Origin of the sequence: Microbacterium sp. F51-2R (assembly GCF_052180235.1) — a bacterium.
Classification (GTDB): Bacteria; Actinomycetota; Actinomycetes; order Actinomycetales; family Microbacteriaceae; genus Microbacterium.
This window is the reverse complement of the sequence record NZ_CP197470.1, coordinates 3,934,614-3,957,512: the sequence shown is the minus strand read 5'-3', so window position 1 is coordinate 3,957,512 and position 22,899 is coordinate 3,934,614. Positions and strand designations below refer to the sequence as shown.

27 protein-coding genes are annotated in these 22,899 nt (G+C 71.3%); 14 read left to right on the top strand and 13 right to left on the bottom strand.

The features are described from left to right. Positions 1-34 precede the first annotated feature (34 nt). Positions 35-895 carry an SGNH/GDSL hydrolase family protein gene (locus ACSBPH_RS17465; RefSeq protein WP_442575573.1) on the top strand — a complete coding sequence of 287 codons (861 nt, stop codon included), beginning with the start codon at positions 35-37 and terminating at the stop codon, positions 893-895. 165 nt (positions 896-1,060) lie between these two features. Here ACSBPH_RS17465 and ACSBPH_RS17460 read toward each other — a convergent pair whose 3' ends face one another. Continuing rightward, positions 1,061-1,867, bottom strand: a complete 807-nt coding sequence (locus tag ACSBPH_RS17460) for a TrmH family RNA methyltransferase (protein ID WP_442575572.1) — start codon at positions 1,865-1,867, stop codon at positions 1,061-1,063. 79 nt (positions 1,868-1,946) lie between these two features. Here ACSBPH_RS17460 and ACSBPH_RS17455 point away from each other — a divergent pair, with 79 nt between their 5' ends. Beyond that, positions 1,947-2,798, top strand: a complete 852-nt coding sequence (locus ACSBPH_RS17455; protein WP_442575571.1) for a Sir2 family NAD-dependent protein deacetylase — start codon at positions 1,947-1,949, stop codon at positions 2,796-2,798. 40 nt (positions 2,799-2,838) lie between these two features. Next, positions 2,839-3,444: a histidine phosphatase family protein gene (locus ACSBPH_RS17450; RefSeq protein ID WP_442575570.1), complete on the top strand. Its 606-nt coding sequence runs from the start codon at positions 2,839-2,841 to the stop codon at positions 3,442-3,444. Positions 3,445-3,514: 70 nt separating this feature from the next. Here the strand turns inward: ACSBPH_RS17450 and ACSBPH_RS17445 are convergent, their stop codons facing one another. The 3 genes from ACSBPH_RS17445 to ACSBPH_RS17435 are packed head-to-tail and all read right to left on the bottom strand — an operon-like array spanning position 3,515 to position 6,013. Beyond that, positions 3,515-4,324, bottom strand: a complete 810-nt coding sequence (locus tag ACSBPH_RS17445; protein ID WP_442575569.1) for an HpcH/HpaI aldolase/citrate lyase family protein — start codon at positions 4,322-4,324, stop codon at positions 3,515-3,517. Beyond that, positions 4,321-4,848, bottom strand: coding sequence for a MaoC family dehydratase (locus tag ACSBPH_RS17440; protein ID WP_442575568.1), 528 nt, complete (start codon positions 4,846-4,848; stop codon positions 4,321-4,323). The genes ACSBPH_RS17445 and ACSBPH_RS17440 overlap by 4 nt, the downstream gene beginning before the upstream one ends. A 10-nt stretch (positions 4,849-4,858) precedes the next feature. Further along, positions 4,859-6,013 (bottom strand): acyl-CoA dehydrogenase family protein, encoded by a 1,155-nt coding sequence (locus ACSBPH_RS17435; RefSeq protein ID WP_442575567.1) that lies wholly within the window; start codon positions 6,011-6,013, stop codon positions 4,859-4,861. 116 nt (positions 6,014-6,129) lie between these two features. Here ACSBPH_RS17435 and ACSBPH_RS17430 point away from each other — a divergent pair, with 116 nt between their 5' ends. Beyond that, a complete protein-coding gene (locus tag ACSBPH_RS17430) occupies positions 6,130-6,726 on the top strand; it encodes an SACE_7040 family transcriptional regulator (protein ID WP_442575566.1) in 597 nt (198 codons plus the stop codon). A 328-nt stretch (positions 6,727-7,054) separates the two neighbouring features. Here ACSBPH_RS17430 and ACSBPH_RS17425 read toward each other — a convergent pair whose 3' ends face one another. From ACSBPH_RS17425 to pdhA, 3 genes are read right to left on the bottom strand one after another with little or no spacing between them, the layout of a single operon-like run. Next, positions 7,055-8,533 (bottom strand): dihydrolipoamide acetyltransferase family protein, encoded by a 1,479-nt coding sequence (locus ACSBPH_RS17425; RefSeq protein ID WP_442575565.1) that lies wholly within the window; start codon positions 8,531-8,533, stop codon positions 7,055-7,057. After that, positions 8,530-9,543 carry an alpha-ketoacid dehydrogenase subunit beta gene (locus tag ACSBPH_RS17420; RefSeq protein WP_442575564.1) on the bottom strand — a complete coding sequence of 338 codons (1,014 nt, stop codon included), beginning with the start codon at positions 9,541-9,543 and terminating at the stop codon, positions 8,530-8,532. The genes ACSBPH_RS17425 and ACSBPH_RS17420 overlap by 4 nt, the downstream gene beginning before the upstream one ends. Next, on the bottom strand, positions 9,540-10,685 hold the full coding sequence (pdhA, locus tag ACSBPH_RS17415) for a pyruvate dehydrogenase (acetyl-transferring) E1 component subunit alpha (protein WP_442575563.1): 1,146 nt from the start codon (positions 10,683-10,685) through the stop codon (positions 9,540-9,542). Before pdhA ends, ACSBPH_RS17420 begins: the two co-directional genes overlap by 4 nt. Positions 10,686-10,853: 168 nt before the next feature. Between pdhA and ACSBPH_RS17410 the strand changes: the two genes are divergently transcribed. Next, positions 10,854-11,327 carry an Lrp/AsnC family transcriptional regulator gene (locus ACSBPH_RS17410; protein ID WP_442575562.1) on the top strand — a complete coding sequence of 158 codons (474 nt, stop codon included), beginning with the start codon at positions 10,854-10,856 and terminating at the stop codon, positions 11,325-11,327. Here the strand turns inward: ACSBPH_RS17410 and ACSBPH_RS17405 are convergent. Further along, entirely contained in the window at positions 11,299-12,282 is a 984-nt protein-coding gene (locus ACSBPH_RS17405) for a DMT family transporter (RefSeq protein WP_442575561.1), read from the bottom strand. The two genes, ACSBPH_RS17410 and ACSBPH_RS17405, sit on opposite strands and share 29 nt — an antisense overlap. Positions 12,283-12,352: 70 nt before the next feature. Between ACSBPH_RS17405 and ACSBPH_RS17400 the strand changes: the two genes are divergently transcribed. Then, the gene (locus ACSBPH_RS17400; protein WP_442575560.1) at positions 12,353-12,907 is read left to right on the top strand and encodes a CGNR zinc finger domain-containing protein; all 555 of its coding nucleotides are present in this window, start codon (positions 12,353-12,355) and stop codon (positions 12,905-12,907) included. On the opposite strand, the gene ACSBPH_RS17395 is transcribed toward ACSBPH_RS17400, so the two are convergent. Then, on the bottom strand, positions 12,867-13,766 hold the full coding sequence (locus ACSBPH_RS17395; protein WP_442575559.1) for an alpha/beta fold hydrolase: 900 nt from the start codon (positions 13,764-13,766) through the stop codon (positions 12,867-12,869). The genes ACSBPH_RS17400 and ACSBPH_RS17395 overlap by 41 nt on opposite strands. 155 nt (positions 13,767-13,921) lie before the next feature. On the opposite strand from ACSBPH_RS17395, the gene ACSBPH_RS17390 reads away from it, so the two are divergent. Continuing rightward, a complete protein-coding gene (locus ACSBPH_RS17390; RefSeq protein ID WP_442575558.1) occupies positions 13,922-14,641 on the top strand; it encodes a 3'-5' exonuclease in 720 nt (239 codons plus the stop codon). Between the two features lie 98 nt (positions 14,642-14,739). Here ACSBPH_RS17390 and ACSBPH_RS17385 read toward each other — a convergent pair whose 3' ends face one another. The 3 genes from ACSBPH_RS17385 to glgA all read right to left on the bottom strand — a co-directional run bounded on the left by ACSBPH_RS17385 (position 14,740) and on the right by glgA (position 17,116). Beyond that, on the bottom strand, positions 14,740-14,991 hold the full coding sequence (locus tag ACSBPH_RS17385) for a type B 50S ribosomal protein L31 (RefSeq protein WP_442575557.1): 252 nt from the start codon (positions 14,989-14,991) through the stop codon (positions 14,740-14,742). 136 nt (positions 14,992-15,127) lie between these two features. Then, positions 15,128-15,913, bottom strand: a complete 786-nt coding sequence (locus ACSBPH_RS17380) for an ABC transporter ATP-binding protein (RefSeq protein ID WP_442575556.1) — start codon at positions 15,911-15,913, stop codon at positions 15,128-15,130. Positions 15,914-15,922: 9 nt separating this feature from the next. Beyond that, positions 15,923-17,116 (bottom strand): glycogen synthase, encoded by a 1,194-nt coding sequence (glgA, locus tag ACSBPH_RS17375; protein ID WP_442575555.1) that lies wholly within the window; start codon positions 17,114-17,116, stop codon positions 15,923-15,925. 76 nt (positions 17,117-17,192) lie between these two features. Between glgA and ACSBPH_RS17370 the strand changes: the two genes are divergently transcribed. The 3 genes from ACSBPH_RS17370 to ACSBPH_RS17360 are packed head-to-tail and all read left to right on the top strand — an operon-like array spanning position 17,193 to position 19,851. Further along, on the top strand, positions 17,193-18,437 hold the full coding sequence (locus ACSBPH_RS17370; protein WP_442575554.1) for a glucose-1-phosphate adenylyltransferase: 1,245 nt from the start codon (positions 17,193-17,195) through the stop codon (positions 18,435-18,437). A gap of 41 nt (positions 18,438-18,478) precedes the next feature. Then, positions 18,479-19,120 (top strand): phosphoserine phosphatase SerB, encoded by a 642-nt coding sequence (gene serB, locus ACSBPH_RS17365; protein ID WP_442575553.1) that lies wholly within the window; start codon positions 18,479-18,481, stop codon positions 19,118-19,120. Between the two features lie 35 nt (positions 19,121-19,155). Continuing rightward, positions 19,156-19,851, top strand: a complete 696-nt coding sequence (locus tag ACSBPH_RS17360; RefSeq protein ID WP_442575552.1) for an alpha/beta fold hydrolase — start codon at positions 19,156-19,158, stop codon at positions 19,849-19,851. Positions 19,852-19,881: 30 nt separating this feature from the next. On the opposite strand, the gene fabG is transcribed toward ACSBPH_RS17360, so the two are convergent. Continuing rightward, complete coding sequence (fabG, locus tag ACSBPH_RS17355; RefSeq protein WP_442575551.1) at positions 19,882-20,592, bottom strand: 3-oxoacyl-ACP reductase FabG; 711 nt, start codon at positions 20,590-20,592, stop codon at positions 19,882-19,884. A 110-nt stretch (positions 20,593-20,702) separates the two neighbouring features. Here fabG and ACSBPH_RS17350 point away from each other — a divergent pair, with 110 nt between their 5' ends. Genes ACSBPH_RS17350 through ACSBPH_RS17335 form a run of 4 tightly spaced genes read left to right on the top strand, consistent with a single transcriptional unit; the run spans position 20,703 to position 22,873 of the window. After that, a complete protein-coding gene (locus ACSBPH_RS17350; protein ID WP_442575550.1) occupies positions 20,703-21,320 on the top strand; it encodes a DUF4190 domain-containing protein in 618 nt (205 codons plus the stop codon). Between the two features lie 58 nt (positions 21,321-21,378). After that, the gene (locus ACSBPH_RS17345; protein WP_442575549.1) at positions 21,379-21,795 is read left to right on the top strand and encodes a DUF3099 domain-containing protein; all 417 of its coding nucleotides are present in this window, start codon (positions 21,379-21,381) and stop codon (positions 21,793-21,795) included. Beyond that, positions 21,792-22,010, top strand: a complete 219-nt coding sequence (locus tag ACSBPH_RS17340; RefSeq protein ID WP_442575548.1) for a hypothetical protein — start codon at positions 21,792-21,794, stop codon at positions 22,008-22,010. The genes ACSBPH_RS17345 and ACSBPH_RS17340 overlap by 4 nt, the downstream gene beginning before the upstream one ends. Beyond that, entirely contained in the window at positions 22,007-22,873 is an 867-nt protein-coding gene (locus ACSBPH_RS17335) for an SURF1 family cytochrome oxidase biogenesis protein (RefSeq protein WP_442575547.1), read from the top strand. The genes ACSBPH_RS17340 and ACSBPH_RS17335 overlap by 4 nt, the downstream gene beginning before the upstream one ends. Positions 22,874-22,899: the final 26 nt, after the last annotated feature.

Genomic DNA, 22,899 nt, shown 5'->3' with positions numbered 1-22,899 from the left:
GCCTGGTGAACGGTAGAAACCGAGGAACAGACGGATGTCGAACAGCGAAGACCCCCGCAGCCCCTTCGTCACCAACAGCGGGCCGCATCCCTGGCGCCGCTACGTCGCCATCGGCGACTCGTTCACGGAGGGCGTCGGCGACCCCGAGCCCACGGCTCCCAACGGATTCCGCGGGTGGGCCGACCGCGTGGCCGAAGTGCTGTCGCAGCAGGTCGACGACTTCGCGTATGCGAACCTCGCGGTGCGCGGAAAGCTCATCGCCCAGATCGTCGCCGACCAGATCGAACCGGCGCTCGCGCTGAGCCCCGACCTCATCACGTTCTCCGCTGGCGGCAACGACGTCATCCGCCCCGGAACCGATCCCGACGACGTGTCGCAGCAGTTCGAGGACGCCGTCGTGCGGCTGAGCCGCGACGGGGCGACCCTCGTCGTGTTCACGGGCATCGACACGAACTTCACGCCGGTGTTCCGCGGCATCCGGGGCAAGGTCGCCATCTACAACGAGAACATCCGCGCGATCGCCGAGAAGTACGACTGCATCGTCGCCGATCAGTGGGCGCTCAAAGAGGTGCAGGACATGCGCTTCTTCGACGACGATCGCCTGCACTACAACCGGCTGGGTCACCACGAGGTCGCGCGCATGGTGCTGCGGGCCCTCAACGTCCCCAACGACCTCCAGCCGATGCAGCCCGACCCCTACCCGAACCGCACGTGGCGCGAAGCGCGCTCGATCGACCTCGTCTGGGCGCGCGAGTACCTCATGCCGTGGGTTCTGCGACGCCTGCGCCACCAGTCGTCGGGCGACGACGTCAAGCCGAAGCGGCCCGATCCGCTGCCGGTCATCACGCTCCTGCCCGGCAAGGACCCGAACCAGACGCGGGGCGAGCAGGTCTGACGGCGCCCCCCGCACGTCGAGTTGCCACTCGATCGCGCAACTCGACGCCGAGTTGCCACATCTTGTGGCAACTCGCGCGGCGAAGCCCGGGCAAACGGGGGGCGGGGCCGGGAAACCGGCGGGGGGGCCGGTCGCGCGGCGAAGCCGGGCAAACCGCCGGGGGCGTCAGCGCACGCGCAGCTCCCACATCGCCACGGCCGCCGCCGCGGCGACGTTGAGCGAGTCCACGCCGCCCGTCATCGGGATCGTCACGACCGTGTCGGCCGCCTCGAGCGCGCGCCGCGACAGGCCGTCGCCCTCGGCCCCGAGCATGAGCGCGACCCGCTCGGGGGCCGCCGCCGCGAAGACGTCGAGGGGCACGGCATCGTCGGCGAGGGCCAGCGCCGCGAGCTGGAAGCCGAGACGGTTCAGGATGCCTCGTGCCTCGCCCCACTCGGGCAGGCGCGTCCACGGCACCTGGAAGACGGTCCCCATCGACACCCGCACCGACCGGCGGTACAGCGGATCGGCGCAGCGGGGCGAGACCAGCACGGCGTCGGCGCCGAGACCCGCCGCGCCGCGGAAGATCGCGCCGACGTTGGTGTGATCCACGATGTCCTCGAGCACGACGACCCGCCTCGCCCCCGCGACGACCTCCTCGACCGAGGGCAGCTCGGGCCGGTGCATCGCGGCGAGCGCGCCGCGGTGCACGACGTAGCCCGTGATCCCCTCCGCCACCTCCGACGACACGACGTACACCGGCACCGCGGAGTCCTCCCCCAGCACGGCGGCGACGTCGTCGAGCCACTTCTCCTGCACGAGGACGGATCGCGGCCGATGACCGGCCCGCACGGCCCGCGCGATGACCTTGGCGGACTCGGCGATGTAGAGACCGCCCTCGGGCTCCAGCACGCGGCGCAGCGCGACATCCGTCAGATCCCGGTAATCGGCCAGCCGCTCGTCGGACGAGGAGTCGATCGGGATGATCTGCATTCGTCCACCCTCCCACGGGCCTCCCGTAACACGCCGGAAAAGGGCCGGGCGTACTCTCGGACGCGAGAGGGTGGATGACATGACGCTGGTGACGCAGTTCGACGCCGCGACCGCCGAGTCGGTGCAGCGGGCGATCGAGGTGCTCGCCGGCCGCCGCGTGGCCGTGCTGACGGGCGCCGGCGTCTCGACCGACTCCGGCATCCCCGACTACCGCGGCAAGGGTGCGCCGGTGCGCACGCCCATGACGGCGCAGACGTTCCTGGCGAGCGAGCAGGCGCGCCGGCGCTACTGGGTGGGCAGCCACCTCGGCTGGCGGGCGTTCGCCGCCGCCGACCCCAATCCCGGTCACCGCGCTCTCGCACGGCTCGAGGGAAGCGGCATCGCGACCGGCGTCATCACGCAGAACGTCGACGGCCTTCACGTCCGCGCCGGGAGCCGCCGCGTCGTCGAGCTGCACGGCACGATGCGCCGCGTCTTCTGCACGCACTGCGGGCAGGTGTTCGACCGGCGCGATCTCGCCGTGCGGGTCGAGGCCGACAACCCGTGGATCGCGATCCCCGAGAACGTGCCGCTCGGCCCCGACGGCGACGTGCTCCCCGAGAGCACCGACGGCTTCCGCATCCCCGCATGCACGGTCTGCGAGGGCATGCTCAAGCCCGATGTCGTGTTCTTCGGGGAGTTCATCCCCGCCGAGAAGTTCCGCGAGGCCGAGCAGCTCGTGCGCACGAGCGACGCCCTCGTGGTCGCCGGCTCGTCGCTCGTCGTGAACTCCGGCATCCGCCTCGTCGAGCGCGCGCGCCGCCGGCGCCTTCCGGTCGTGATCGTCAACCGCGGCGAGACGCGGGCCGACGCCCGCGCCACCGTCAAGGTCGACGCCGGCACGAGCGATGTGCTCAGCGCCCTGGCCGAGGCGCTCCCCGCGGCGGTCTGACGCGGGCGGCGACGCTCCCGCGCCCGGTTAGGCTCGAAGGGTGACGACCCTCATCCTCGTGCGGCACGGCGAGACCGACTGGAACCGCGATCGCCGGATCCAGGGCGCGACGGATGTGCCCCTCAACGACACGGGTCGTGGGCAGGCTCGGGATGCCGCGGCCACCCTCCGCGCGATGCTCGATGCCCGCCACCCCGCCGTCGTCGTCGCGAGCGACCTCTCGCGGGCCCGCGAAACCGGCGAGATCATCGCCCGCGAGCTGGACCTCGCGCCGCCCCACCTGTATCCCGAGCTCCGCGAGCGCGGCTACGGCGTGGCCGAGGGGATGCGCGTCGAGGAGTACTTCGAGCGGTGGGGCGACTGGCACGGCACCGACGTGCCCGAGGCCGAGACCCGCGAAGACCTGCGCGCACGGGCGCTGAGCGGCCTGACGCGGGTCGCCCGCGACGTGCGCCGTGCGACGGCGCCGGGCGCGGCATCCGTCATCGTCGTGACGCACGGCGCCCTCATCCGCGAGGTGATCCGCCACGCCAGCGGCGACACGCTCCCCCTCGAGGGCGAGCGGCTCGCCAACGCGTCGGCGCATACCGTGCTCTTCGAGCGCGACCGACTGCGACTGCTGTCGTACACGCCCCAGGCCGCATAGCCTCGGCGCCTGCTTCAGGGTCCGGCTGCGCGCCGAGTGACGACGTGCGCGCCGAGCGGACTGTTTCGGGTCAGGCGCCGCCGCGCCGCAGGATGCCTCGCGCATGGCGCAGCACGGGCTCGTCGACCATGCGCCCCTCGAACGTGAAGACGCCGCGCTGACCCTCGGCGGCGGCCAGCACGCTCTCAGCCCACGCGACCTCGCGGTGATCGGGGCGGTAGGCCGCACGGATGACCTCGACCTGGCTCGGATGGACGCACGCGGTCGCGGCGAATCCGGAGGCCGCGGCATCCGTCGCCTCGATGCGCAGCCGCTTCGTGTCGGAGATGTCGAGGTGCACCGCGTCGATCGCGGCCTTCTCGCGAGCCCCCGCGGCAAGGAGGGTGCGCGCCCGCGCGTAGCGGGCGATGTCGCGATAGCGGCCGTTCGGCTTGCGGCTCGACGTGCCGCCGATGCTCGCGACGAGGTCTTCGGCGCCCCACATGAGCGCCACGACGCTGTCGAGATCCGCGATGCGCTCGGCCTGCGACACGCCCTTGGCGGTCTCGAGGAGCGCGACGAGGCGGAATCGGGCGTCGATCTGCGCGATCCGCTTGGGCGACTCGGCCTTGGCGAGCATGATCGTGCGGTAGTCGGTCTGCGACAGCGTCGCGAGGTCTGCCGCGAACGCGTCGGAGTCCAAGGGGTTCACCCGCACGATGACGCGTGCGGGATCGAGCTCGGACTCGATGAGGAATCCGCGTGCGGCCGTCTTGTCGGCGGGTGCGACCGCGTCCTCGAGGTCGAGGATGACGCTGTCGGCGCGCTCGAGCGCCTTCGCGTAGCGCTCGGGCCGGTCTGCCGGGCAGAAGAGGATCGCGGGGCCGAGGTCCCACGTCATCGGCTCGCCTCCTCGTCGGTGCCGCGGCACCACATCAGCGCGACGCGGGTCGCTGTGGCCACGACGACGCCGTCCTGATTGCGGCCGGTGTGGCGCATCGTGACGATCCCCTGGCCGGGGCGCGAGGCCGACCGGCGCTTCTGGAGGATCTCGGTCTCGCTGTAGAGCGTGTCGCCGTGGAAGAGCGGGGCGGGGAAGGTGATGTCGCTCAGCCCCAGCTGGGCCACCAGCGTGCCCTGCGTGATCTGGGACACGGATGCCCCGACCATCGTCGCGAGCGTCCACATCGAGTTCATGAGGCGCTGCCCGAAAGGCTGCGTCGCCGAGTACGCGGCATCCAGGTGCAGCGCCTGCGTGTTCATCGTGAGAGACGAGAACAGCACGTTGTCGGCTTCGGTCGCCGTGCGACCGGGCCGGTGGGCGTACCGCACGCCGACCTCGAGCTCCTCGTAGTACAGGCCGCGCTGGAGCACCTCGGGCGCCCGCTCGCGGTCACCCTCGGTCCAGCCCGTGCCGTCGCCCACGAGCCTCACGCTACCCGTCGAGCCCGAGCGCGCGCGAGATGACGAGGAGCTGCACTTCGGACGTGCCCTCGCCGATCTCGAGGATCTTCGAGTCGCGGTAGTGCCGGGCGACGGGGTACTCGTTCATGAAGCCGTTGCCGCCGAAGATCTGCGTCGCGTCGCGCGCGTTGTCCATCGCGGCGTCGCTCGCGGTGAGCTTCGCGATCGCCGCCTGGGTCTTGAACGGCTTGCCGGCATCGCGCAGCCGGGCCGCGTGATGCCATGCGAGGCGCGCGTTGTGCACGCGGGCCTGCATGCGGGCGAGCGTGAACTGGATGCTCTGGCGCGTCGAGAGCGGCTCGCCGAAGACCGTGCGCTTCTTGGCGTAGTCGACGGCGGCCTCGAGGCAGCCTTCTGCCGCACCCGTCGACAGCGCCGCGATCGCGATCCGCCCCTCGTCGAGGATGTGCAGGAAGTTCGCGAACCCGCGGCCGCGCTGGCCGAGCAGGTTCGCCTCGGGCACGCGGGCGTCGACGAAGGTCAGCGGGTGCGTGTCGGAGGCATGCCAGCCGACCTTGTCGTAGGGCGCCTCGACCGTGAATCCGGGCGTGCCGTTGGGCACGATGATGGTGGAGATCTCCTTGCGGCCGCCCGACTCGCCGGTGACCGCCGTGACGGTGACGAACCGGGTGATCTCGGTGCCCGAGTTGGTGATGAACTGCTTCGCGCCGTTCACGACCCACTCCCCGCCCTCGAGGCGTGCCGTCGTGCGCGTGGCCCCGGCATCCGACCCCGCCTCCGGCTCGGTGAGCCCGAACCCGGCGAGCGCGCGGCCGGCGAGGAGGTCGGGCAGGAGCTCGTGCTTCTGCGCGTCGTCGCCGAAGCGGAAGACCGGCATGGCGCCGAGGCTCACCCCGGCCTCGAGGGTGATGGCGATCGACTGGTCGACGCGACCGAGCCCTTCGATCGCCAGGCACAGCGCGAAGTAGTCGCCGCCCTGGCCGCCGAGCTCTTCGGGGAAGGGCAGGCCGAACAGACCGAGCTCCCCCATCTGCGCCACGACATCCAGCGGCAGCGTCTTCGTGCGATCGGCCTCGTAGGAGCGCGGCGCGACCACCTCCTCGGCGAACTCGCGGACGAGCTTGGCGAGCTCCCGCTCGTCATCGGACAGGTCGTACTGGTCCATGGGTTCTCCGTGTCATCCCCGTCGACGTCACGATCGCATCACATCCATTGTCGTGACGCGCGCGAATTGGTTAGTGTTCACTAACTCGATAATCAGGTTAGCGAGGATTAACTGAGATGACAAGCGGTCTGACCGAGCGCGACCGCGCGAAAGCCGATCGGCAGGCCGCGATCCTGCATGAGGCGGCCCGCCTCTTCGCCGAGCGCGGGTTCAGCGGGGTGAGCCTGGAAGACCTCGGGGCAGCAGTCGGCGTGAGCGGCCCCGCGGTGTATCGCCACTTCGCCAACAAACAGGCGCTCCTCGGCGCGATCCTCGTCGGCGTGAGCGAGCGCCTTCTCGCCGGAGGCCAGGAGGTGCTGGGTCGCAGCGACGATCCGCGCGAGCAGCTGCGCGGCCTCGTCGCCTTCCACGTCGACTTCGCGCTGAGCGACGCCGACGTCATCCGCGTCCAGGACCGCGACCTCGCGAGCCTCAGCGACGACGACCGCAACCGCGTACGGCGCCTTCAGCGCGAGTACGTCGAGCTGTGGATGGGGGTCCTCGCCCGCCTGCACCCCGCCCGCGCCGAGACCGACCTGCGCGTGCGCGCCCACGCGTGCTTCGGCCTGATCAACTCGACGCCGCACAGCATGCGCGGCGTGCGCCAGACCGCTTCCGACCGCTCGGTCCGCCCCGTCCTCGAGTCGATGGCGATCGCAGCGCTCACGATCTGACGCCGCGACGTCGGCGCCGCCCTGCCGAGGGCCGCAGGAGCGCGGGGCGGAGGCGGGCGGGGGCAGCTCGGCCCGCTCGACTCCGCGCTCACGCCGCGACCTTCACGCGTGCCTGACTCAGGACGGCAGCACTCCGGACAAGTAGATCAACGGCGTGTCGAGTGGATTCATCGCTCTCATCCTGAGTCCGGCACGCGAGATCGGGCGCAGGGCTCGTGGAAGCACGGGCTCGGGCTGTTCTTCCCGCAGGGCTGCCCGGCACTCCTGAACATGACGGATGCCTCGGCCGGCGAAGCGCGCCGACCGAGGCATCCGTCACCCCTCTCGGTCAGCGCAGCAGCATCGCCCGCCCGGGCTCGCGAAGTATCGCGCCGACGTCGGCGAGGAAGCGCGAGCCCTGCTCGCCGTCCACGAGGCGATGGTCGAACGACAGCGCGAGCGTCATGACCTCGCGCAGCGCGATCTCGCCGTGGTGCTCCCAGGGCTGGCGACGGACGGCGCCGAGCGCGAGGATGCCCGCCTCCCCCGGGTTGAGGATCGGGGTGCCCGCGTCGACGCCGAAGACTCCGACGTTGGTAATCGAGAAGGTGCCGCCCATCATCTCGGCGGGGGCCGTCTTGCCCGCCCGCGCGGTCTGCGCGAGGGCGCCGATCGCGTCGGCCAGCTCGACGAGCGTCATGGCGTCGGCGTCGCGGATGTTCGGCACGACGAGTCCGCGCTGTGTCGCCGCCGCGATGCCGAGGTTGACGTAGCCGAACTCGACGATCTCGCCGTTCTCCTCGTCCCAGCGCGAGTTGAGCTCGGGGGCGCGGGTGAGGGCGAGGCAGACCGCCTTCGCGGCCACGGCGAGGATGCCGATGCGGTGCCCTTCCAGCGACCGGTCGGCCTTGAGCGAAGCGAGCAGCTCGGTCGTCGCCGTGACGTCCACCGTGAGGAAAGTCGTCACGTGCGGGGCCGTGAAGGCGCTTCGCACCATGGCGGCGGCGGTGTGCTTGCGGACGCCCCGGATGGGGGTGCGCGTCTCGCGCGGGCCCTCCCGCCCGGCGAGGGCAGCCGGCGTGCTCGGGACGCTCTCGGCAGACTCCGGCTCGGCCACGGCGGGCGTGCGGGCGCCGACGCGCTCGGCGTACGCCTCGACGTCGCCGCGGGTGATGAGGCCGGTGGCGCCCGTCGGCTCGACCAGGGCGAGGTCGATGCCGAGGTCTTTCGCGAGCTTGCGCACCGGCGGGGTCGAGCGAGGCCGCTCCAGCGGCACGTCGATCGTCTCGGCGGCGTGCAGCACGTCGTGCGGGGCGGCTTCGAGCACCGCCGTATCGGCGCGGGGAGCGGAGACGGATGCCGCGGCCGCCCGCGCCCGTCGCTGCGGTCGCCCGGAAGCCTGCGGCGCCGCGCCGTACCCGACGAGGTTGGGCTGGGCCTTCTCCTCGGCGGGAGCCTCGGCAGCCGTCTCGGCGCGCGACTCGGCGCGCGTCTGGGCCGGGGCCTGCGCCGTGGCCTCCGCCGGCGCGCTCGCCTCGGCGCGGACCTCGGCGCGGCCGGCGCGCATGGCGTCGCCGGAGCCGTTCTCGCCGGGGAGGTCGTACGCGATGAGCACCGAGCCGACGGCGACGATGTCGCCCGCCTGCGCATGCAGCTTCGACACGACGCCGGCGTACGGCGACGGCAGCTCGACGACGGCCTTCGCCGTCTCGACCTCGGCGATGGTCTGGTTCAGGGTGACGGTGTCGCCCTCCGCGACCATCCACTGCACGAGCTCGGCTTCGGGAAGGCCTTCGCCGAGGTCGGGGAGACGGAACTCCTGGATCACTGGTCGATCACCCCGCTCATGCTGTTGGGACGGTCGAGCACGCGGTCGACCCCGTCGAGGATCCGGTCGAGGTCGGGCAGGTGGTGCTTCTCGAGCTTCGCGGGCGGATAGGGGATGTCGTGCCCGGTGACGCGCACGGGTGCCGCCTCGAGGTAGTTGAAGCACTTCTCGGTGACGCTCGCGATGAGCTCCGCACCGACGCCCGCCTCGCGGGCGGCCTCGTGCGTCACGACGACGCGACCGGTCTTGCGGACCGACGCCGTGACGGTGCGGTAGTCCACCGGCGAGATGGACCGGAGGTCGATGACCTCGATGGAGATGCCCTCGTCTTCGGCGGCGGTCGCGGCATCCATCGCCGTCGCCACCTGCGCACCGTACGTGAGGAGCGTCACATCGGAGCCCTCCCGCGCGATGCGCGCGAGACCCATGGGCGGGGCGTCGGCGAGGTCGGCGCCGAGGTCGACCTCGCCCTTGGAGTGGTAGAGGCGCTTGGGCTCGAAGAAGACGACGGGGTCGTCGCACGCGATCGCCTGGCGGAGCATGACGTAGGCGTCCTGCGGGTTGGACACCGCCACGACGCGCAGGCCCGACGTGTGCACGAAGTAGGCCTCGGGCGATTCCGAGTGGTGCTCGGCGGCGCCGACGCCGCCCGCCCACGGGATGCGGATCGTGATCGGCATCGTGACGTTGCCGCGGGTGCGGTAGTGCAGTTTCGCCACCTGGCACACGATCTGGTCGAACGCGGGGTACACGAAGCCGTCGAACTGGATCTCGACCACGGGCCGGTAGCCGCGGAAGGCGAGCCCCACGGCGGTGCCCATGATGCCTGCCTCGGCGAGCGGCGTGTCGACGATGCGCTGCGCGCCGAACTCGTCGAGCAGACCGTCGGTGATACGGAAGACGCCGCCGAGCTTGCCGATGTCCTCGCCCATGACGAGGACCTTGTCGTCGTCGGTCATGGCGCGGCGGAGGCCTTCATTGATGGCCTTGGCCATCGTGAGCTGCGTCATCGCCCCGCCTCCGCTCCGGTGCCCGCCTCGGTGGCGAAGCCGGCGAGGTACGCGGCGAAGTGCTCGCGCTGCTCGGCGAGGGCGGTGTGCGGCTCCTCGTAGACGTGATCGAAGACGCCGATGGGCTCGCGCGAGACGGCCCCCAGCGCGGCGGCCCGCACGGCGGCGCCCAGCCGGTCGGCGTCGGCCGCGACATCCGTCTGGAAATCCTCGCCGAAGGCGTTCTGCGTGCGCAGCAGCGCCTCGATGCGAGCGATCGGGTCGCGGCGCTTCCAGCGCTCGACCTCTTCCTTGTGCCGGTAGCGCGTCGGGTCGTCCGACGTGGTGTGCGGACCCATGCGGTAGGTCACGGCCTCGATGAAGGCCGGCCCCTTGCCGCTGCGCGCGTGGTCGAGCGCCCAGCGCATCGCCGCGAGGCTCGCGAGGACGTCGTTGCCGTCGATCCGCATGCTCGGGATGCCGAAGCCCGGCGCACGTCCGGCGATCGGGAACTTCGCCTGCACGGTGACGGGCTCGGAGATCGCCCACTGGTTGTTGGTGCACACGAACACGACCGGCGAGCGGAACGACGAGGCGAAGATCATGGCCTCGTTGACGTCGCCCTGACTCGAGGCGCCGTCGCCGAAGTAGGCGGCCGCGACCTGATCCGTGCCGTCGCGCTGGATGCCCATCGCGTAGCCCACGGCGTGGAGGCTCTGCGCGCCGATGATGATCTGGGGCGTCGCGGTGTTGATGTCGTACGGGTTGTACGTCGAGTGCTCCTCGCCGCGCCATGCGATGACGAAGTCGGCGGGCTCGGCGCCGCGGACGTGCTGCACGCCGATCTCGCGGTAGCTCGGGAACACGAAGTCGTCGGCGCGGCAGGCCCTGGCCGTTCCGACCTGCACGGCCTCCTGGCCCTGGCACGGCGCCCACAGGCCGAGCTGCCCCTGACGCTGCAGGGCGACGCCCTCGGTGTCGATCCGGCGGACGAGGGTCATGTCGCGGTAGAGGCTCTGCAGGGCGGCGGCGTCGACGTCTGCGACCCACCGCTCCAGCTCGGGGTCGGCGACTCGTTCGCCGTCTTCGTTCACCAGACGCGCGACGTCGTCGATATCGGTCGCCAGGTCGGTCTGCGGTGTGAGGGTGTGCATCGTCGTCATCCCTTCGCGAGTCGAGCCGCCCTCGTGAGGCGGTCGTCATCGGAGTGCCGGCGCCGTCGCCGGATAAGGCCGAGAGTACGTCGATCTCGCACCTAGCTCAAGCATTGTCGATTGCTCTGAGCATGTTGACAAGATGAGCGGACGCTCTGCGTGCTAATGTTTCGCACTATGAGCACCCTCGATCACGTCGATCTCGAGCTCCTCGCGGCCCTGTCGGCGGATCCGCGTGCCACCGTGGTGGCACTCGCCGAGAAGCTCGGACTCTCTCGCAACACCGTCCAGGCACGCATGGCCCGCCTCGAGAGAGCCGGCGTCTTCCTCTCGTACGAGCGGGCGATCTCCTCGGCCGCGCTGGGCTTCCCCATCGAGGCGTTCGTGAGCGTCATCGTCCGCCAGGCCGACCTCCCCCGCATCTCGCATGACCTCGTCTCGATCCCCGAGATCGTCCAGGTGCACGGATTGAGCGGTCAGGTCGATCTTCTCGTGCGCGTCGCGTGCCGCGACACGCAGCACCTCTTCGACACGGACGCCCGCATCCTCGCGATCGAGGGCGTCGAGCGCACCGAGACCTCCCTCGTCATGGGGGAGGTCATCGGCTACCGCGTCGCGCCCCTCATGGAATTGGCACAGCGGGAGCGGTGATCGCGCCGTCGCGGTGGCCGGCCTCGGCATCCATCCGCACGAGCACGACGCCCGCGAGGATCAGCGCACCTCCCACGAACTGGATGGGAGCGGGCACCTCGGCCAGAAGCAGCCACGCGAAGCCGAGGGCGAAGAGCACTTCGGACAGCCCGACGAACGAGGCGAGGCGCGCGCCGATGCGCGGCACGGCCATGACGCCGAACGCGTAGCCGAGGGTCGTCCCGATGCCCGCGACCCAGAACAGCGGGAGGAACCACGGGAGGGTCGCCCCGGCCAGGACCACGTCGACCGAGGGCGCCTGGAACGGCAGGATCCCGGTCGCGCACAGCAGGGCCATGAGCACGGCGCCCACCAGGAGACCGCCCGACGCGAGCGCGACGGGCGGCAGGTCGTCGCCCGCGCGCTCGGCGATGAGGAAGTAGGCGCCGACGCACACGGCGGCACCGAGGGCGAGGAGCGTGCCGAGCAGATCGAAGCGCGCCCCCGAGATGTCGACGACGAGCACGAGCCCGACGATCGCCACGACCGAGCCGGTCATGACCAGGCGCGACGGGGCACGGCGCGTGCGCACCCACGCGAATCCGACGAGGAGCACCGGCGCGAGGTACTGGATGAGGAGCGCGACGGCGACCGGCATGCGCTGCATCGCGGCGAAGAAGAGGATCTGGCAGCCCGCGACGGCGGTGAGCCCGAACCCGAGGATGAGGCGCCAGTGCATGCGCAGGAAGGAGCGTTCGCGGCGGATGGCGAGCACGAGCGCCGGCGCGAGCAGGAGTGCCGAGACGCCCATCCGCACGAGCAGAGCCGCGCCGAGCGACCACCCCGCCGCGAGGAGCGGTTTGACGAGGGGCCCGCTCGAGGAGAACGCGAGAGCGGAGACGACCGCCATGACGAGCCCCGCCGTGCGGACGCGTCGGGACGACGCGACGTCGGGCAGAGTGAGAGCAGCGGTCATCGCAGGAGCCTGTCAGGAGCGTAGGAGGTTACACTCGTGACAATAGCGTCCCGACGAATCAGGAGTCAATGTGGTCTTCACCCCTGACACGCGGCAGTCCCTTGCAGCGGTCGTCAACCTCGTCAACACGCTTCCCGGAGCGGCCGATCGCGATCGGCTGCAGACCGTCGACGATCTCGACGCGTTCCTCGTCGTGAACCCCTACACCGGCTCGATCCACCGCACCGCCGGGACGATCTCGGCCCTGCGCGACGTGCGCGGGCGCCTCCACGCGCTGTGGGAGGTCGACCGCGTGGGCGCCGTGCCGCTGGTCAACGAGATGCTCCACGACAGCGGCGCGCTCCCCCAGCTCGTCATCCACGACGGCTACGACTGGCACATCCACGCGACGTCCGACGACGCGCCGCTTTCCACCCGCATCCTCGCGGAGGGCGCGATGGCGTTCGTCGACGTCATCCGCTCCGACGAGTACGACCGGATCCGGGTGTGCTCGGCCGATGACTGCGAGTGCGTCTACGTCGACTACTCGCGCAACGGCTCGAAGCTCTACTGCGACACCGGCAACTGCGGCAACCGCATGAACGTCAACGCGTACCGGGCCCGGAAGGCGCGAGGAACCGCCTGATCGCGGCCGCCGCCGGCTCGGGCGTCTCGTAGTGGATGAGGTGGCCGACGTCGGGGATCTCGACGAGCTCCGCGTGCGGGAAGAGGGTCGCGAGCGTCCGCTCGGCCTCGATCGGGGTGATGTCGTCCTTCTGCGCCGCGACGAGGAGCGTCGGCTGCGCGATCCGCGGCGCGAACTCCCGTACGTCGTGCGACACCGAGGCGACGAAGGCGTCGCGCAGCACGTCTCGATCGGCGAACCGCGAGAAGTAGGTGTCGTGCTGGTCGTGGATGAACCGGCGAAGTCCGCCGTCGCGGGTCTTGGCCATCGAGACGCTCATGACGCGCACGATGACGCCGTTGCGCAGCAACGCCTCGCCGAGGCGGCCCGGCAGCGCGGCGCCGGCCCAGTAGTAGAAGACCGCGAGACGCGTCAGGATGCCTCGGGGCCCCTCGAGCGCGGGAGCGCCGATCGGGTTGACGAGCACGACCTTCGGGGTCTCCAGGCCCGCGGCGACGGCGGCCGAAACCACGATCGACCCGAAGGAGTGGCCGAGGATGACCGCGCCGGGAGCGACCTCGGCGACGAACGCCGTGAGCCACGCGGCGTAGGCGTCGAGGTCGTGACGGCGACCGGGAAGAGGCGCCGTCTCGCCGAAGCCCGGGAGGTCGGGTGAGATGACGCGGAACCCGGGCAGGTGGGCGACGACGGGCTCGAGGCCGTGGTGCTCGCCGCGGAAGCCGTGGACGGCGACGATCGTCGCCTGCGCGTCGGCAGGGCCGTAGACCCAGTACGCCGTCGTCCCGCCCAGGACATCGGCCTCGCGGCGCTCGACGGAGATCTCCGCCAGAAGCGACGAGTAGGGGCTGGCCACGGACACCCTCCGAGTCTACGGAGCCCCGGCGCGGTGCCGTCCGCACGGCAGAGCGACGACCCGCCGCCGGGACGAGGCATCCGTCCGGCGTGTCTCTCGTTTCGTCGTGCGGAAGGCGCGCCTTCACGGCGATGTCGGGGGCGACGCATACCGTGAGCGGCATGCAGCAGCCCCTCGCCATGTTCCAGCGGCCGGAGTGGACCCGTGTCGTGGGCGTCTTCGATCTTGAGACGACCGGCGTCGACGTGACGCGCGACCGGATCGTGACGGCGCATGTCGGGGTGCTGGATGCCTCGGGCTCGGTGCTGGCGGCGCACGACTGGCTCGCCGATCCCGGCGTCGAGATCCCCGAGGGCGCCGCCGCGATCCATGGCGTCACGACCGAGCGCGCCCGCACGGAGGGGCGACCGGCGGGCGAGGTCGTGCGGGAGGTCGTGGACGCCCTCCGGGGGATCCTCGATGCCGGCATCCCGGTCGTCGCCTACAACGCGCCCTACGACTTCTCGCTGCTCAAGAACGAGGCGCTGCGCCACGGCGTCGAGCCGATCCTCTCGCCCTCCCCCGTCATCGACCCGCTCGTCGTCGACAAGGCGTACGACCGCTGGCGGCGCGGCAAGCGCACGCTCACCGTCGTCGCCGAGCACTACGCCGTGCGGCTCGACGGGGCCCACGAGGCCTCGGCCGACGCCGTCGCTGCCGGGCGCGTCGCGCAGGCCCTCGCCGAGCGCTTCGCGCCGTGGCTGCCCGAGACGGCGCACGAGCTGCACACGCGGCAGATCGCGTGGGCCCGCGCGCAGGCCGCGAGCCTCACGGAGTACTTCATCCACATCGGCCGCCTCGACCCGTCGGACCGCCTCGACGGCGAGTGGCCCATCCGCTGACCGTCGGATGCGAGCGGACGGCCGCGAACGAGCTCGCCGGAATCCCCCGCGGCGGGAACGACGAAGGCCCCGCCGAAGCGGGGCCCACGTGGTGCGGCTTACTTGGTGCCGAAGTTCTTGAAGCGCTGGTTGAACTTCTCGACGCGACCGGCCGAGTCGAGGATGCGCTGCTTGCCCGTGTAGAACGGGTGCGAAGCGGACGAGATCTCGACGTCGATGACGGGGTACTCGACACCGTCGAGCTCGACGGTCTTGTCGCTGGTGACGGTGGAGCGCGTGAGGAACGTCTCGCCCGAACCGAGGTCGCGGAAAACGACCGCCTGGTACTCGGGGTGGATGTCAGTCTTCATAGGAGGTCCTTTGAAATGTGATGCCCTGGATTTTGCCAGGGCGGACGAAGTCTGCGGTGCGAATGCACCAAAGAGCGATCTTACCAGCCCCGGCGGCGAACCGAGGAATCGATCGCGCCGAGCAGGCGGACGGGGGTCAGGATGCCGCGCGCGCGGCGTGGCGGCCGTCTTCCGAGGTCAGCGAGATCGGGAGTCCGAACGCCTCCGTGAGGTTCTCGGCCGTCAGCGCCTCGTCGATGGGCCCTGCCGCGACCGCCTTGCCGTCGCGCAGCAGCAGGACGTGTGTGAAGCCGACCGGGATCTCTTCGACGTGATGCGTCACCATGATCATCGCCGGCGTCGTCGGCGCCTGGGCGTAGCCGCCGAGGAGCGTCAGCAGCTCCTCCCGCGCACCGAGGTCGAGGCTCGCGGTCGGCTCGTCGAGGAGGAGCAGCTCGGGGTCGGTCATGACGGCCCGGGCGATCTGCACGCGCTTCTGCTCGCCGTCCGACAGCGTGCCGAACGTGCGGTCGGCGAGGTGGTCGAGCTTCCACTCGGCGAGCACGCGCAGGGCGCGGCGCTCGTCGATGTCTTCGTAGTCCTCGTTCCAGCGGCCGAGCACCGAGAAGGCGGCGGTGAGCACGACATCGAGCACCGTCTCCTCCGGCGGGACCCGCTTGGCCATCGCCGAGGACGCGAAGCCGATGCGCGGGCGCAGCTCGAACACGTCGGTGCGCCCCAGGCGCTCCCCGAGGATCGTGACGACCCCCGCGGTGGGGTGCATGAGCGTGTCGGCCAGCTGGAGGAGAGTCGTCTTGCCCGCGCCGTTGGGGCCGAGGATCACCCAGCGCTCGTCGTCGTTCACCGACCAGTCCAAGTGATCGACGATGTCCCTGGCGTTCCTGCGGACGACGACGTCGGAGAACGAGAGGACCTGCGGCATGCCGTCAGCCTATCGGGCCTCGGCGCTCACCTCTTCGTAGAGAGCCCTCGTGGCGTCCGCGATCGCCCCCCAGCTGAAGTCCGTCGAGGCGCGTTCGCGACCGGCCCTGCCGTACGCCGCGGCGCGCTCCGGATCGGTCACGACCTCGGTCAGCACCCGCGCGAGATCGTCGACGAACTTCTCGGGGTCGATCGGCGTGCCGGTGCCGTCCTGCACCTGCTCGATGGGCACGAGTCGCCCGGTCACACCGTCGGCGACGACCTCGGGGATGCCGCCGGTCGCCGTGCCGACGACGGCGGCGCCGCACGCCATGGCTTCGAGGTTCACGATGCCGAGCGGCTCGTAGACCGACGGGCACACGAACGTCGTCGCGGCGCTGAGGAGGGTGCACAGCTCGTGCCGCGAGAGCAGGCGGTCGATCCAGACGACCCCTTCGCGGGTCTCCTGCAGGCCCTTCACGAGCCCTTCGACCTCGGCCATGATCTGGGGCGTGTCGGGAGCGCCGGCGCACAGCACGAGCTGCACGTCGGGGGGCAGCTGCTCGGCGGCGCGCAGCAGGTACGGGAGGCCCTTCTGGCGCGTGATGCGCCCGACGAACACGATCGAGGGCTTGGACGCGTCGACGCCGAGCTGCGCGAGCAGATCGGGATCGTCGACGGGATGCCACGCCTCGACGTCGATCCCGTTGTAGATGACGCGCACCTTGGCCGGGTCCAGCGACGGGTAGCTGCGCAGGATGTCGCCGCGCATGCCCTCGCTGACCGCGACGATCGCCGCCGCCCCCTCGTACGCCGTCTTCTCGATGAAGCTCGACACGGCGTAGCCGCCGCCCAGCTGCTCGGCCTTCCAGGGCCGCAGCGGCTCGAGGCTGTGCGCCGTCACGATGTGCGGGATGCCGTGCAGGAGCGACGCGAGGTGTCCGGCGAAGTTGGCGTACCAGGTGTGGGAGTGCACGACGTCGGCGCCCGCGACATCGGTCACGATCTCCAGGTCGGTCCCGAGCGTCTGGAGCGCGGCGTTCGCGCTGGACAGCTCGGTCGGGACGCCGTAGGCGGTCGTGCCGGGTTCGGCGCGTTCGGCGCCGAACGCGCGCACCTGCACCTCGATCGACTCGCGGAGCGCCTTGACGAGTTCCGTCACATGCACCCCCGCGCCGCCGTAGATCTCGGGCGGGTACTCCTTCGTCACGACGTCCACGCGCATGCCTGAAACCTAGTACACCGGACACACCCGGTACAGCCGCTACCCCGGCTCGCGCAGAGGGCTCTAGGGTGGTGCCATGCCAGCAGCCCCGAAGGTCTTCGGAATCATCCTCGCCGGTGGCGAGGGAAAGCGATTGATGCCCTTGACGGCTGATCGGGCGAAGCCCGCGGTGCCGTTCGGCGGGCAGTACCGGCTGATCGATTTCGCGATCTCCAACCTCATCAACTCCGGCCTGCGGCAGATCGTCGTGCTGACGCAGTACAAGTCGCACAGCCTCGACCGCCACATCTCGCAGACGTGGCGCATGTCGGCGCTGCTGGACTCGTACGTCGCCTCGGTGCCGGCGCAGCAGCGCCTCGGCAAGCGCTGGTTCTCGGGATCGGCCGACGCGATCCTGCAGAGCCTCAACCTCATCAACGACGAGAAGCCCGACATCGTCGTCGTGATCGGCGCCGATCACGTCTACCGCATGGACTTCCGCCAGATGCTGGCGGCGCACATCGACTCGGGCGCACGCGCGACGGTCGCCGGCATCCGCCAGCCGATCTCGCTGGCCAACCAGTTCGGTGTCATCGACGTCACCGGCGACGACGGCATGCGCATCAACCAGTTCCTCGAGAAGCCGCAGAACCCCCAGGGCCTCACGGACTCCCCCGACGAGGTGCTCGCCTCGATGGGCAACTACATCTTCGACACCGACGCGCTCATCGAGGCCGTCGAGTCGGACGGCGAGCTGCCGACGTCGAACCACGACATGGGCGGCGACATCATCCCCTACTTCGTCGGACGCGGCGACGCGGGCGTCTACGACATGAAGCTCAACGACGTGCCGGGCTCGACCGATCGCGACCGGTACTACTGGCGCGACGTCGGAACCATCGAGTCGTTCTACGACGCGCACCAGGACCTCATCTCGACCCTGCCGATCTTCAACCTCTACAACATGGAGTGGCCGATCCACTCGCAGACGGTCAACTCACCGCCCGCGAAGTTCGTGCGCGACTCGGTCGGACGCATGGGCAACGCGATCGACTCCGTCGTCTCGCTCGGCTCGGTGCTCTCGGGCACGCATCTCGAGCGCAGCGTCGTCGGACCCTGGACGCTCTCCGGCGGCGGCGCGACGATCACCGACTCGGTGCTGTTCGACCACGTGCAGGTCGGCGCGGGCGCGCGGGTGCACCGCGCGATCCTCGACAAGAACGTCGTCCTCGCCGACGGCGCGACGGTCGGGGTCGACCGCGAGCGCGATCTCGCCCGCGGCTTCACCGTCACCGACAGCGGCATCACGGTCGTCGGCAAGGGCGTCGTCATCGACCGCTGACGGCGACGGATGCCGCGGCCCGGCGCCGCTACGGTGGAGGCGTGCCCGCGACATCCTCCCGCTTCCTCGTCGTGCTCGACGCCGACTCGACCCTCATCCGCAACGAGGTCATCGAGCTGATCGCGGACGAGGCCGGACGCGGCGCCGAGGTCGCGGCCGCGACCGAGGCCGCCATGCGCGGCGAGGTCGACTTCGCCACGAGCCTGCGCTCGCGCGTCGAGGCGCTCGCGGGCGTCCCCGTATCGGCGTTCGCCCACGTCCTGGCGCGCATCGAGCCGACTCCGGGCGTGCGCGAGCTCATCGACGCCGTGCACGAGCGGGGCGGACGCGTCGGCGTCGTCTCGGGCGGCTTCCACGAGATCCTCGACACGGTCGCCCCCGAGCTCGGCGTGGACGTCTGGCGGGCCAATCGCCTCGCGGTCGTCGACGGTCGCCTCTCCGGCCGGGTCGACGGCGACATCGTGGATGCCGAGGGCAAGGCCCTCGCGCTGAGCGAATGGGCCGATGAGACCGGCGTCGCGCTGTCGCGGACGATCGCGATCGGCGACGGCGCCAACGACCTGCGCATGATGGCCGTCGCGGGCCTCGGGGTCGCGTTCAACGCCAAGCCCGCCGTGCGCGAGCGCGCCGACCTCGTCGTCGGGCCGGTCGACCTGAGTGAGATCATCGCGCTCCTGCCGTGACCCGAGCGTCGGAGGCTCCGGGTACGGTCACGGGTATGGACATCATCCTGGTACCCGGCCTGTGGCTCGACGCGTCGTCGTGGGATGCCGTGACACCGGTTCTCGAGAGCGCGGGGCACCGCGTCCACCCGCTCACGATGCCCGGGGTCGGCGTCGCCGCGCCGGCGTCGTCCGACATCGGGATCGGCGACTGGGTCGCCGCCGTCGTCGAGCAGATCGACGGGGTCGACGGGCCCGTCGTGCTCGTCGGCCACTCGGGCGGCGGCAACGTCGTCTACGCGGCGGCCGGCGCCCGGCCTGACCGCGTCGCGCGCCTCGTGCTGCTCGACACCTTCCCGCCGGCCGACGGCGGCTCGATCTGGGAGTTCCCGGTCGTCGACGGCGTCGTCCCGTTCCCCGGCTGGGACAGCTTCGAAGAGGTCGAGGTCGCCGATCTCGACGAGGCGACGCGGGCCGACGTCGCGGCGCGCGCCCTCTCGGTGCCGGCGCGCGTGCCGACCGACCCCGTCGATCTCGGCGATGAGCGCCGGCGCGCCGTCCCGGTCACGATGCTGACGGGCACGATGCCGGCGTCCGACCTCCGCGAGATCATCGCGAAGGCGCCGGCGTGGGCGGCCGAGCTCGTCGCGGTCGAAGACCTCACGATCCACGAGCTCCACTCCGGGCACTGGCCGCAGTTCTCGCAACCCGACGCCGTCGCCGCCGCGATCCTGTCCGCCGTCGACGGCTGATCCGCTCGGCGGCAGAGGCTGCGGGCGGGGTCAGTGCCCCATGCCGAGGCCGCCGTCGACGGGGATGACGGCGCCCGAGATGTACGCCGCGTCGTCCGACGCGATCCACGTCACGACCCCGGCGACCTCGTCGGGCGTCGCGAAACGGCCCGCAGGGATGTTGCTCTTGTACTCGGCCTGCGTCTCTTCGGGGAGCGCGGCCGTCATGTCGGTCTCGATGAAGCCCGGCGCCACGACGTTCGCGGTGATCCCCCGGCCGCCGAGCTCGCGCGTGAGCGAGCGGGCGAAGCCCACGAGGCCCGCCTTCGACGAGGCGTAGTTGATCTGACCGGGCGAGCCGTAGAGCCCCACGACGCTCGAGATCAGGATGACGCGGCCCCACTTCGCGCGGAGCATGCCCTTGGAGGCGCGCTTGACCACGCGGAAGGCGCCGCCGAGGTTGGTCGCCACGACGCTGTCGAAGTCGTCCTCGGTCATGCGGAGAAGGAGCATGTCCTTCGTGACCCCGGCGTTGGCCACGACGATGCCGATGGGGCCGAGCGCCGCCTCGACCTCGGTGAACGCGGCGTCGACGGCCGCGGCATCCGTCACATCCGCGCGCACTGTCAGCGTTCCCTCGGGACCCTCGCCCGAGCGGGCCGTCACGGCGACCTTGTAGCCCTCCGACACGAAGCGCTCGGCGATGGCGCGGCCGATGCCGCGGTTTCCGCCGGTGACGAGGACGACGCGATCAGTGGACATGCTCACTCCCGGAAGGTGACGGCGGTGGTCCGCACCAGCCTAGCGGCGCGTTTGACAGGCTTCCGCGGCGCTGGGAGCCTGGGAGCGCACGCGATGGAAAGGGCCCGATCATGAGCGATGCACGCGACGACGGTACGCGGGACGACGGCTACGTGCCGCGTTCCGACGAGCAGCCGACCACTCCCCTGGATCCGGCCCCGCCGGCTCCCCCGGCGTATGGCGAGCAGGTCCAGGGCTACGGCCAGCAGGCGCCCGACTACGGCCAGCAGCAGGCGCCCGACTACGGCCAGCCCGCGTACGGCCAGCAGCCGCCCGCGTACGGGTCGTACGGCACGCCGCCGGCGTACGGCCAGCAGCCGCAGACCTACGGGCAGCAGCCGCAGACGTACGGGCAGAACACGCCCGCGTACGGGGCGCCCTACGGCGCGGCCCCCGCCTACTCCGGCTACGCCACCGGTGGCAAGACCAACAGCCTCGCGATCGTCTCGCTGGTGTCGTCACTCGTGGGGATCTTCATCATCCCGCTCATCGGCTCGATCGTCGGGATCATCACGGGCCACATGGCGCTCGGCCAGATCAAGCGCACGGGCGAGAACGGACGCGGCCTCGCGCTCGCGGGGACGATCGTGGGTTACGTCGGCGTGGCCTTCGCGATCCTCGGGATCATCCTGTTCTTCGCCTGGATCAGCTGGTTCACGGCGAACGCCACGAACTTCAGCGCTGCGTAGCCGCCGCGTGCTCCTCGCGGGAGCCGGGGGCCTCTGTGCGGCGTACCCTGGAATCATCGTGAAGAACTCCAGCGGACCGCAGTCCGCGACCTCGCTTCCGCGGGCGCCGCGCGATGAGGCCGGCGCGCGCTCGACGCGTTATCTCATCACGATGGGCATCCGTGTCGCGTGCTTCATCCTCATGGTGGTCGTGACGCCCTACAGCTGGTACACCTGGATCTTCGCGGCCGGGGCCGTCGTCCTCCCCTACATCGCCGTCGTCAGCGCGAACGTGGGGCAGGACGCCAAGAGCACGACCCGCGAAGAGCCCGAGCGCGCGCTCCCCTCCGTCCCGACGGTGGTGCCGCCCGCGGGCGGACCGCCCGTCATCCGGCTCGAGGAGCAGCGACCGCTCGCCGCCCGCACGGACGACGCGCCGCGGCATCCGTCACCCTCCTCTCCCGATCGCGAGGCCGAGCGGGGCGAATCCGCATGAGCTCGCACGCTGAGCCCGCGGTGTGCTCGCGGGCGGGATGCCGCGCGGCCGCGACGTGGCGGATCGACTGGCGCAATCCGCGCATCCACGCGCCCGACCGCCGCAAGTCCTGGGTCGCGTGCGACGAGCACCGCGACTATCTCCGAGACTTCCTCGCGACGCGGGACTTCCCCGTCGAGGTCGTGAGGCTCGAGCCGGCGGGAGACCGCGGATGAGCGCAGGTTCGCGGCGGGATGCCCCCGCCGCCGTCCGGTGGACCGCCTACGTCGCCGTCGCCATCGTGTTCGCGATCGCCTGCGCCTTCCTGTCGAACTGGCAGTTCTCGCGCAACGCGCAGAGGTCGGAGCAGCTCGCGCTCGTCGCGGCGAACTACGACGCCGATCCCGTGCCGCTGGCCGAGATCATCCCGGCGGGAGGGAAGCTCCGGGCGGGAGACGAGTGGACGCCGGTCACCCTCACCGGCGCCTACCTGCCGGATGACCAGCTCCTCGCCCGCAACCGGGCCCACGGCGGCACGGCCGCCTACGAGGTGCTCGTGCCCTTCCGGCTCGACGACGGGCGCGTCCTCCTCGTCGATCGCGGCTGGGTGCCGCCCGGCGACCAGCAGAACTCCCCCGACCACGTGCCGGCCGCCCCCGAGGGCGAGACGAGCGTCGTGGTGCGACTGCGTCCCGGCGAGCCGCTGCCGGCCTCGGGGCGCTCCGCTCCCGCGGGGCAGGTGCCGACGATCCACCTGCCGTCGGTCGCGCGCCTCATCGACCCCGCCTCGGGCGACGCGCTCGAGCAGAGCGCCTACGGCGTCATGGTCTCGGAGGACCCCGCGCCGGCGACGCGCCCGCAGGCGCTCGAAGCGCCTTCGGATGACCCGGGCCCACACCTGTCGTATGCGGTGCAGTGGATCCTCTTCGCGATCATGGGCTTCGTCTTCATCGGCTACGTCATCCGCACGGAGCGCGCGCATCGTCGGGAGGATGCCGAGGCCGCCCGCACCGGTCAGCCCGCTCCCGCGCGCACGAAGAAGCGCCGGGATGCGGATGCCGAGGCCGAGGACGCCCTCCTCGACACCGCGGGCCGCTGAGCGACCGGGCGCTGAGGAAGCGGGCT

Bases quoted from the DNA above. Each gene is read 5' to 3' on its own strand.
- ACSBPH_RS17340 (WP_442575548.1), top strand. From the start codon at position 21,792: ATGAGCTCGCACGCTGAGCCCGCGGTGTGCTCGCGGGCGGGATGCCGC.
- ACSBPH_RS17380 (WP_442575556.1), bottom strand. From the start codon at position 15,913: ATGCCGCAGGTCCTCTCGTTCTCCGACGTCGTCGTCCGCAGGAACGCC.
- ACSBPH_RS17465 (WP_442575573.1), top strand. From the start codon at position 35: ATGTCGAACAGCGAAGACCCCCGCAGCCCCTTCGTCACCAACAGCGGG.
- ACSBPH_RS17445 (WP_442575569.1), bottom strand. From the start codon at position 4,324: ATGACGTGGGACCTCGGCCCCGCGATCCTCTTCTGCCCGGCAGACCGG.
- ACSBPH_RS17335 (WP_442575547.1), top strand. From the start codon at position 22,007: ATGAGCGCAGGTTCGCGGCGGGATGCCCCCGCCGCCGTCCGGTGGACC.
- ACSBPH_RS17385 (WP_442575557.1), bottom strand. From the start codon at position 14,991: ATGAAGACTGACATCCACCCCGAGTACCAGGCGGTCGTTTTCCGCGAC.
- ACSBPH_RS17390 (WP_442575558.1), top strand. From the start codon at position 13,922: ATGCAGCAGCCCCTCGCCATGTTCCAGCGGCCGGAGTGGACCCGTGTC.
- ACSBPH_RS17410 (WP_442575562.1), top strand. From the start codon at position 10,854: ATGAGCACCCTCGATCACGTCGATCTCGAGCTCCTCGCGGCCCTGTCG.
- ACSBPH_RS17455 (WP_442575571.1), top strand. From the start codon at position 1,947: ATGACGCTGGTGACGCAGTTCGACGCCGCGACCGCCGAGTCGGTGCAG.
- ACSBPH_RS17435 (WP_442575567.1), bottom strand. From the start codon at position 6,013: ATGGACCAGTACGACCTGTCCGATGACGAGCGGGAGCTCGCCAAGCTC.
- ACSBPH_RS17420 (WP_442575564.1), bottom strand. From the start codon at position 9,543: ATGACGCAGCTCACGATGGCCAAGGCCATCAATGAAGGCCTCCGCCGC.
- ACSBPH_RS17460 (WP_442575572.1), bottom strand. From the start codon at position 1,867: ATGCAGATCATCCCGATCGACTCCTCGTCCGACGAGCGGCTGGCCGAT.
- ACSBPH_RS17430 (WP_442575566.1), top strand. From the start codon at position 6,130: ATGACAAGCGGTCTGACCGAGCGCGACCGCGCGAAAGCCGATCGGCAG.
- ACSBPH_RS17370 (WP_442575554.1), top strand. From the start codon at position 17,193: ATGCCAGCAGCCCCGAAGGTCTTCGGAATCATCCTCGCCGGTGGCGAG.
- ACSBPH_RS17360 (WP_442575552.1), top strand. From the start codon at position 19,156: ATGGACATCATCCTGGTACCCGGCCTGTGGCTCGACGCGTCGTCGTGG.
- glgA (WP_442575555.1), bottom strand. From the start codon at position 17,116: ATGCGCGTGGACGTCGTGACGAAGGAGTACCCGCCCGAGATCTACGGC.
- ACSBPH_RS17405 (WP_442575561.1), bottom strand. From the start codon at position 12,282: ATGACCGCTGCTCTCACTCTGCCCGACGTCGCGTCGTCCCGACGCGTC.
- pdhA (WP_442575563.1), bottom strand. From the start codon at position 10,685: ATGACGACGATGCACACCCTCACACCGCAGACCGACCTGGCGACCGAT.
- fabG (WP_442575551.1), bottom strand. From the start codon at position 20,592: ATGTCCACTGATCGCGTCGTCCTCGTCACCGGCGGAAACCGCGGCATC.
- ACSBPH_RS17350 (WP_442575550.1), top strand. From the start codon at position 20,703: ATGAGCGATGCACGCGACGACGGTACGCGGGACGACGGCTACGTGCCG.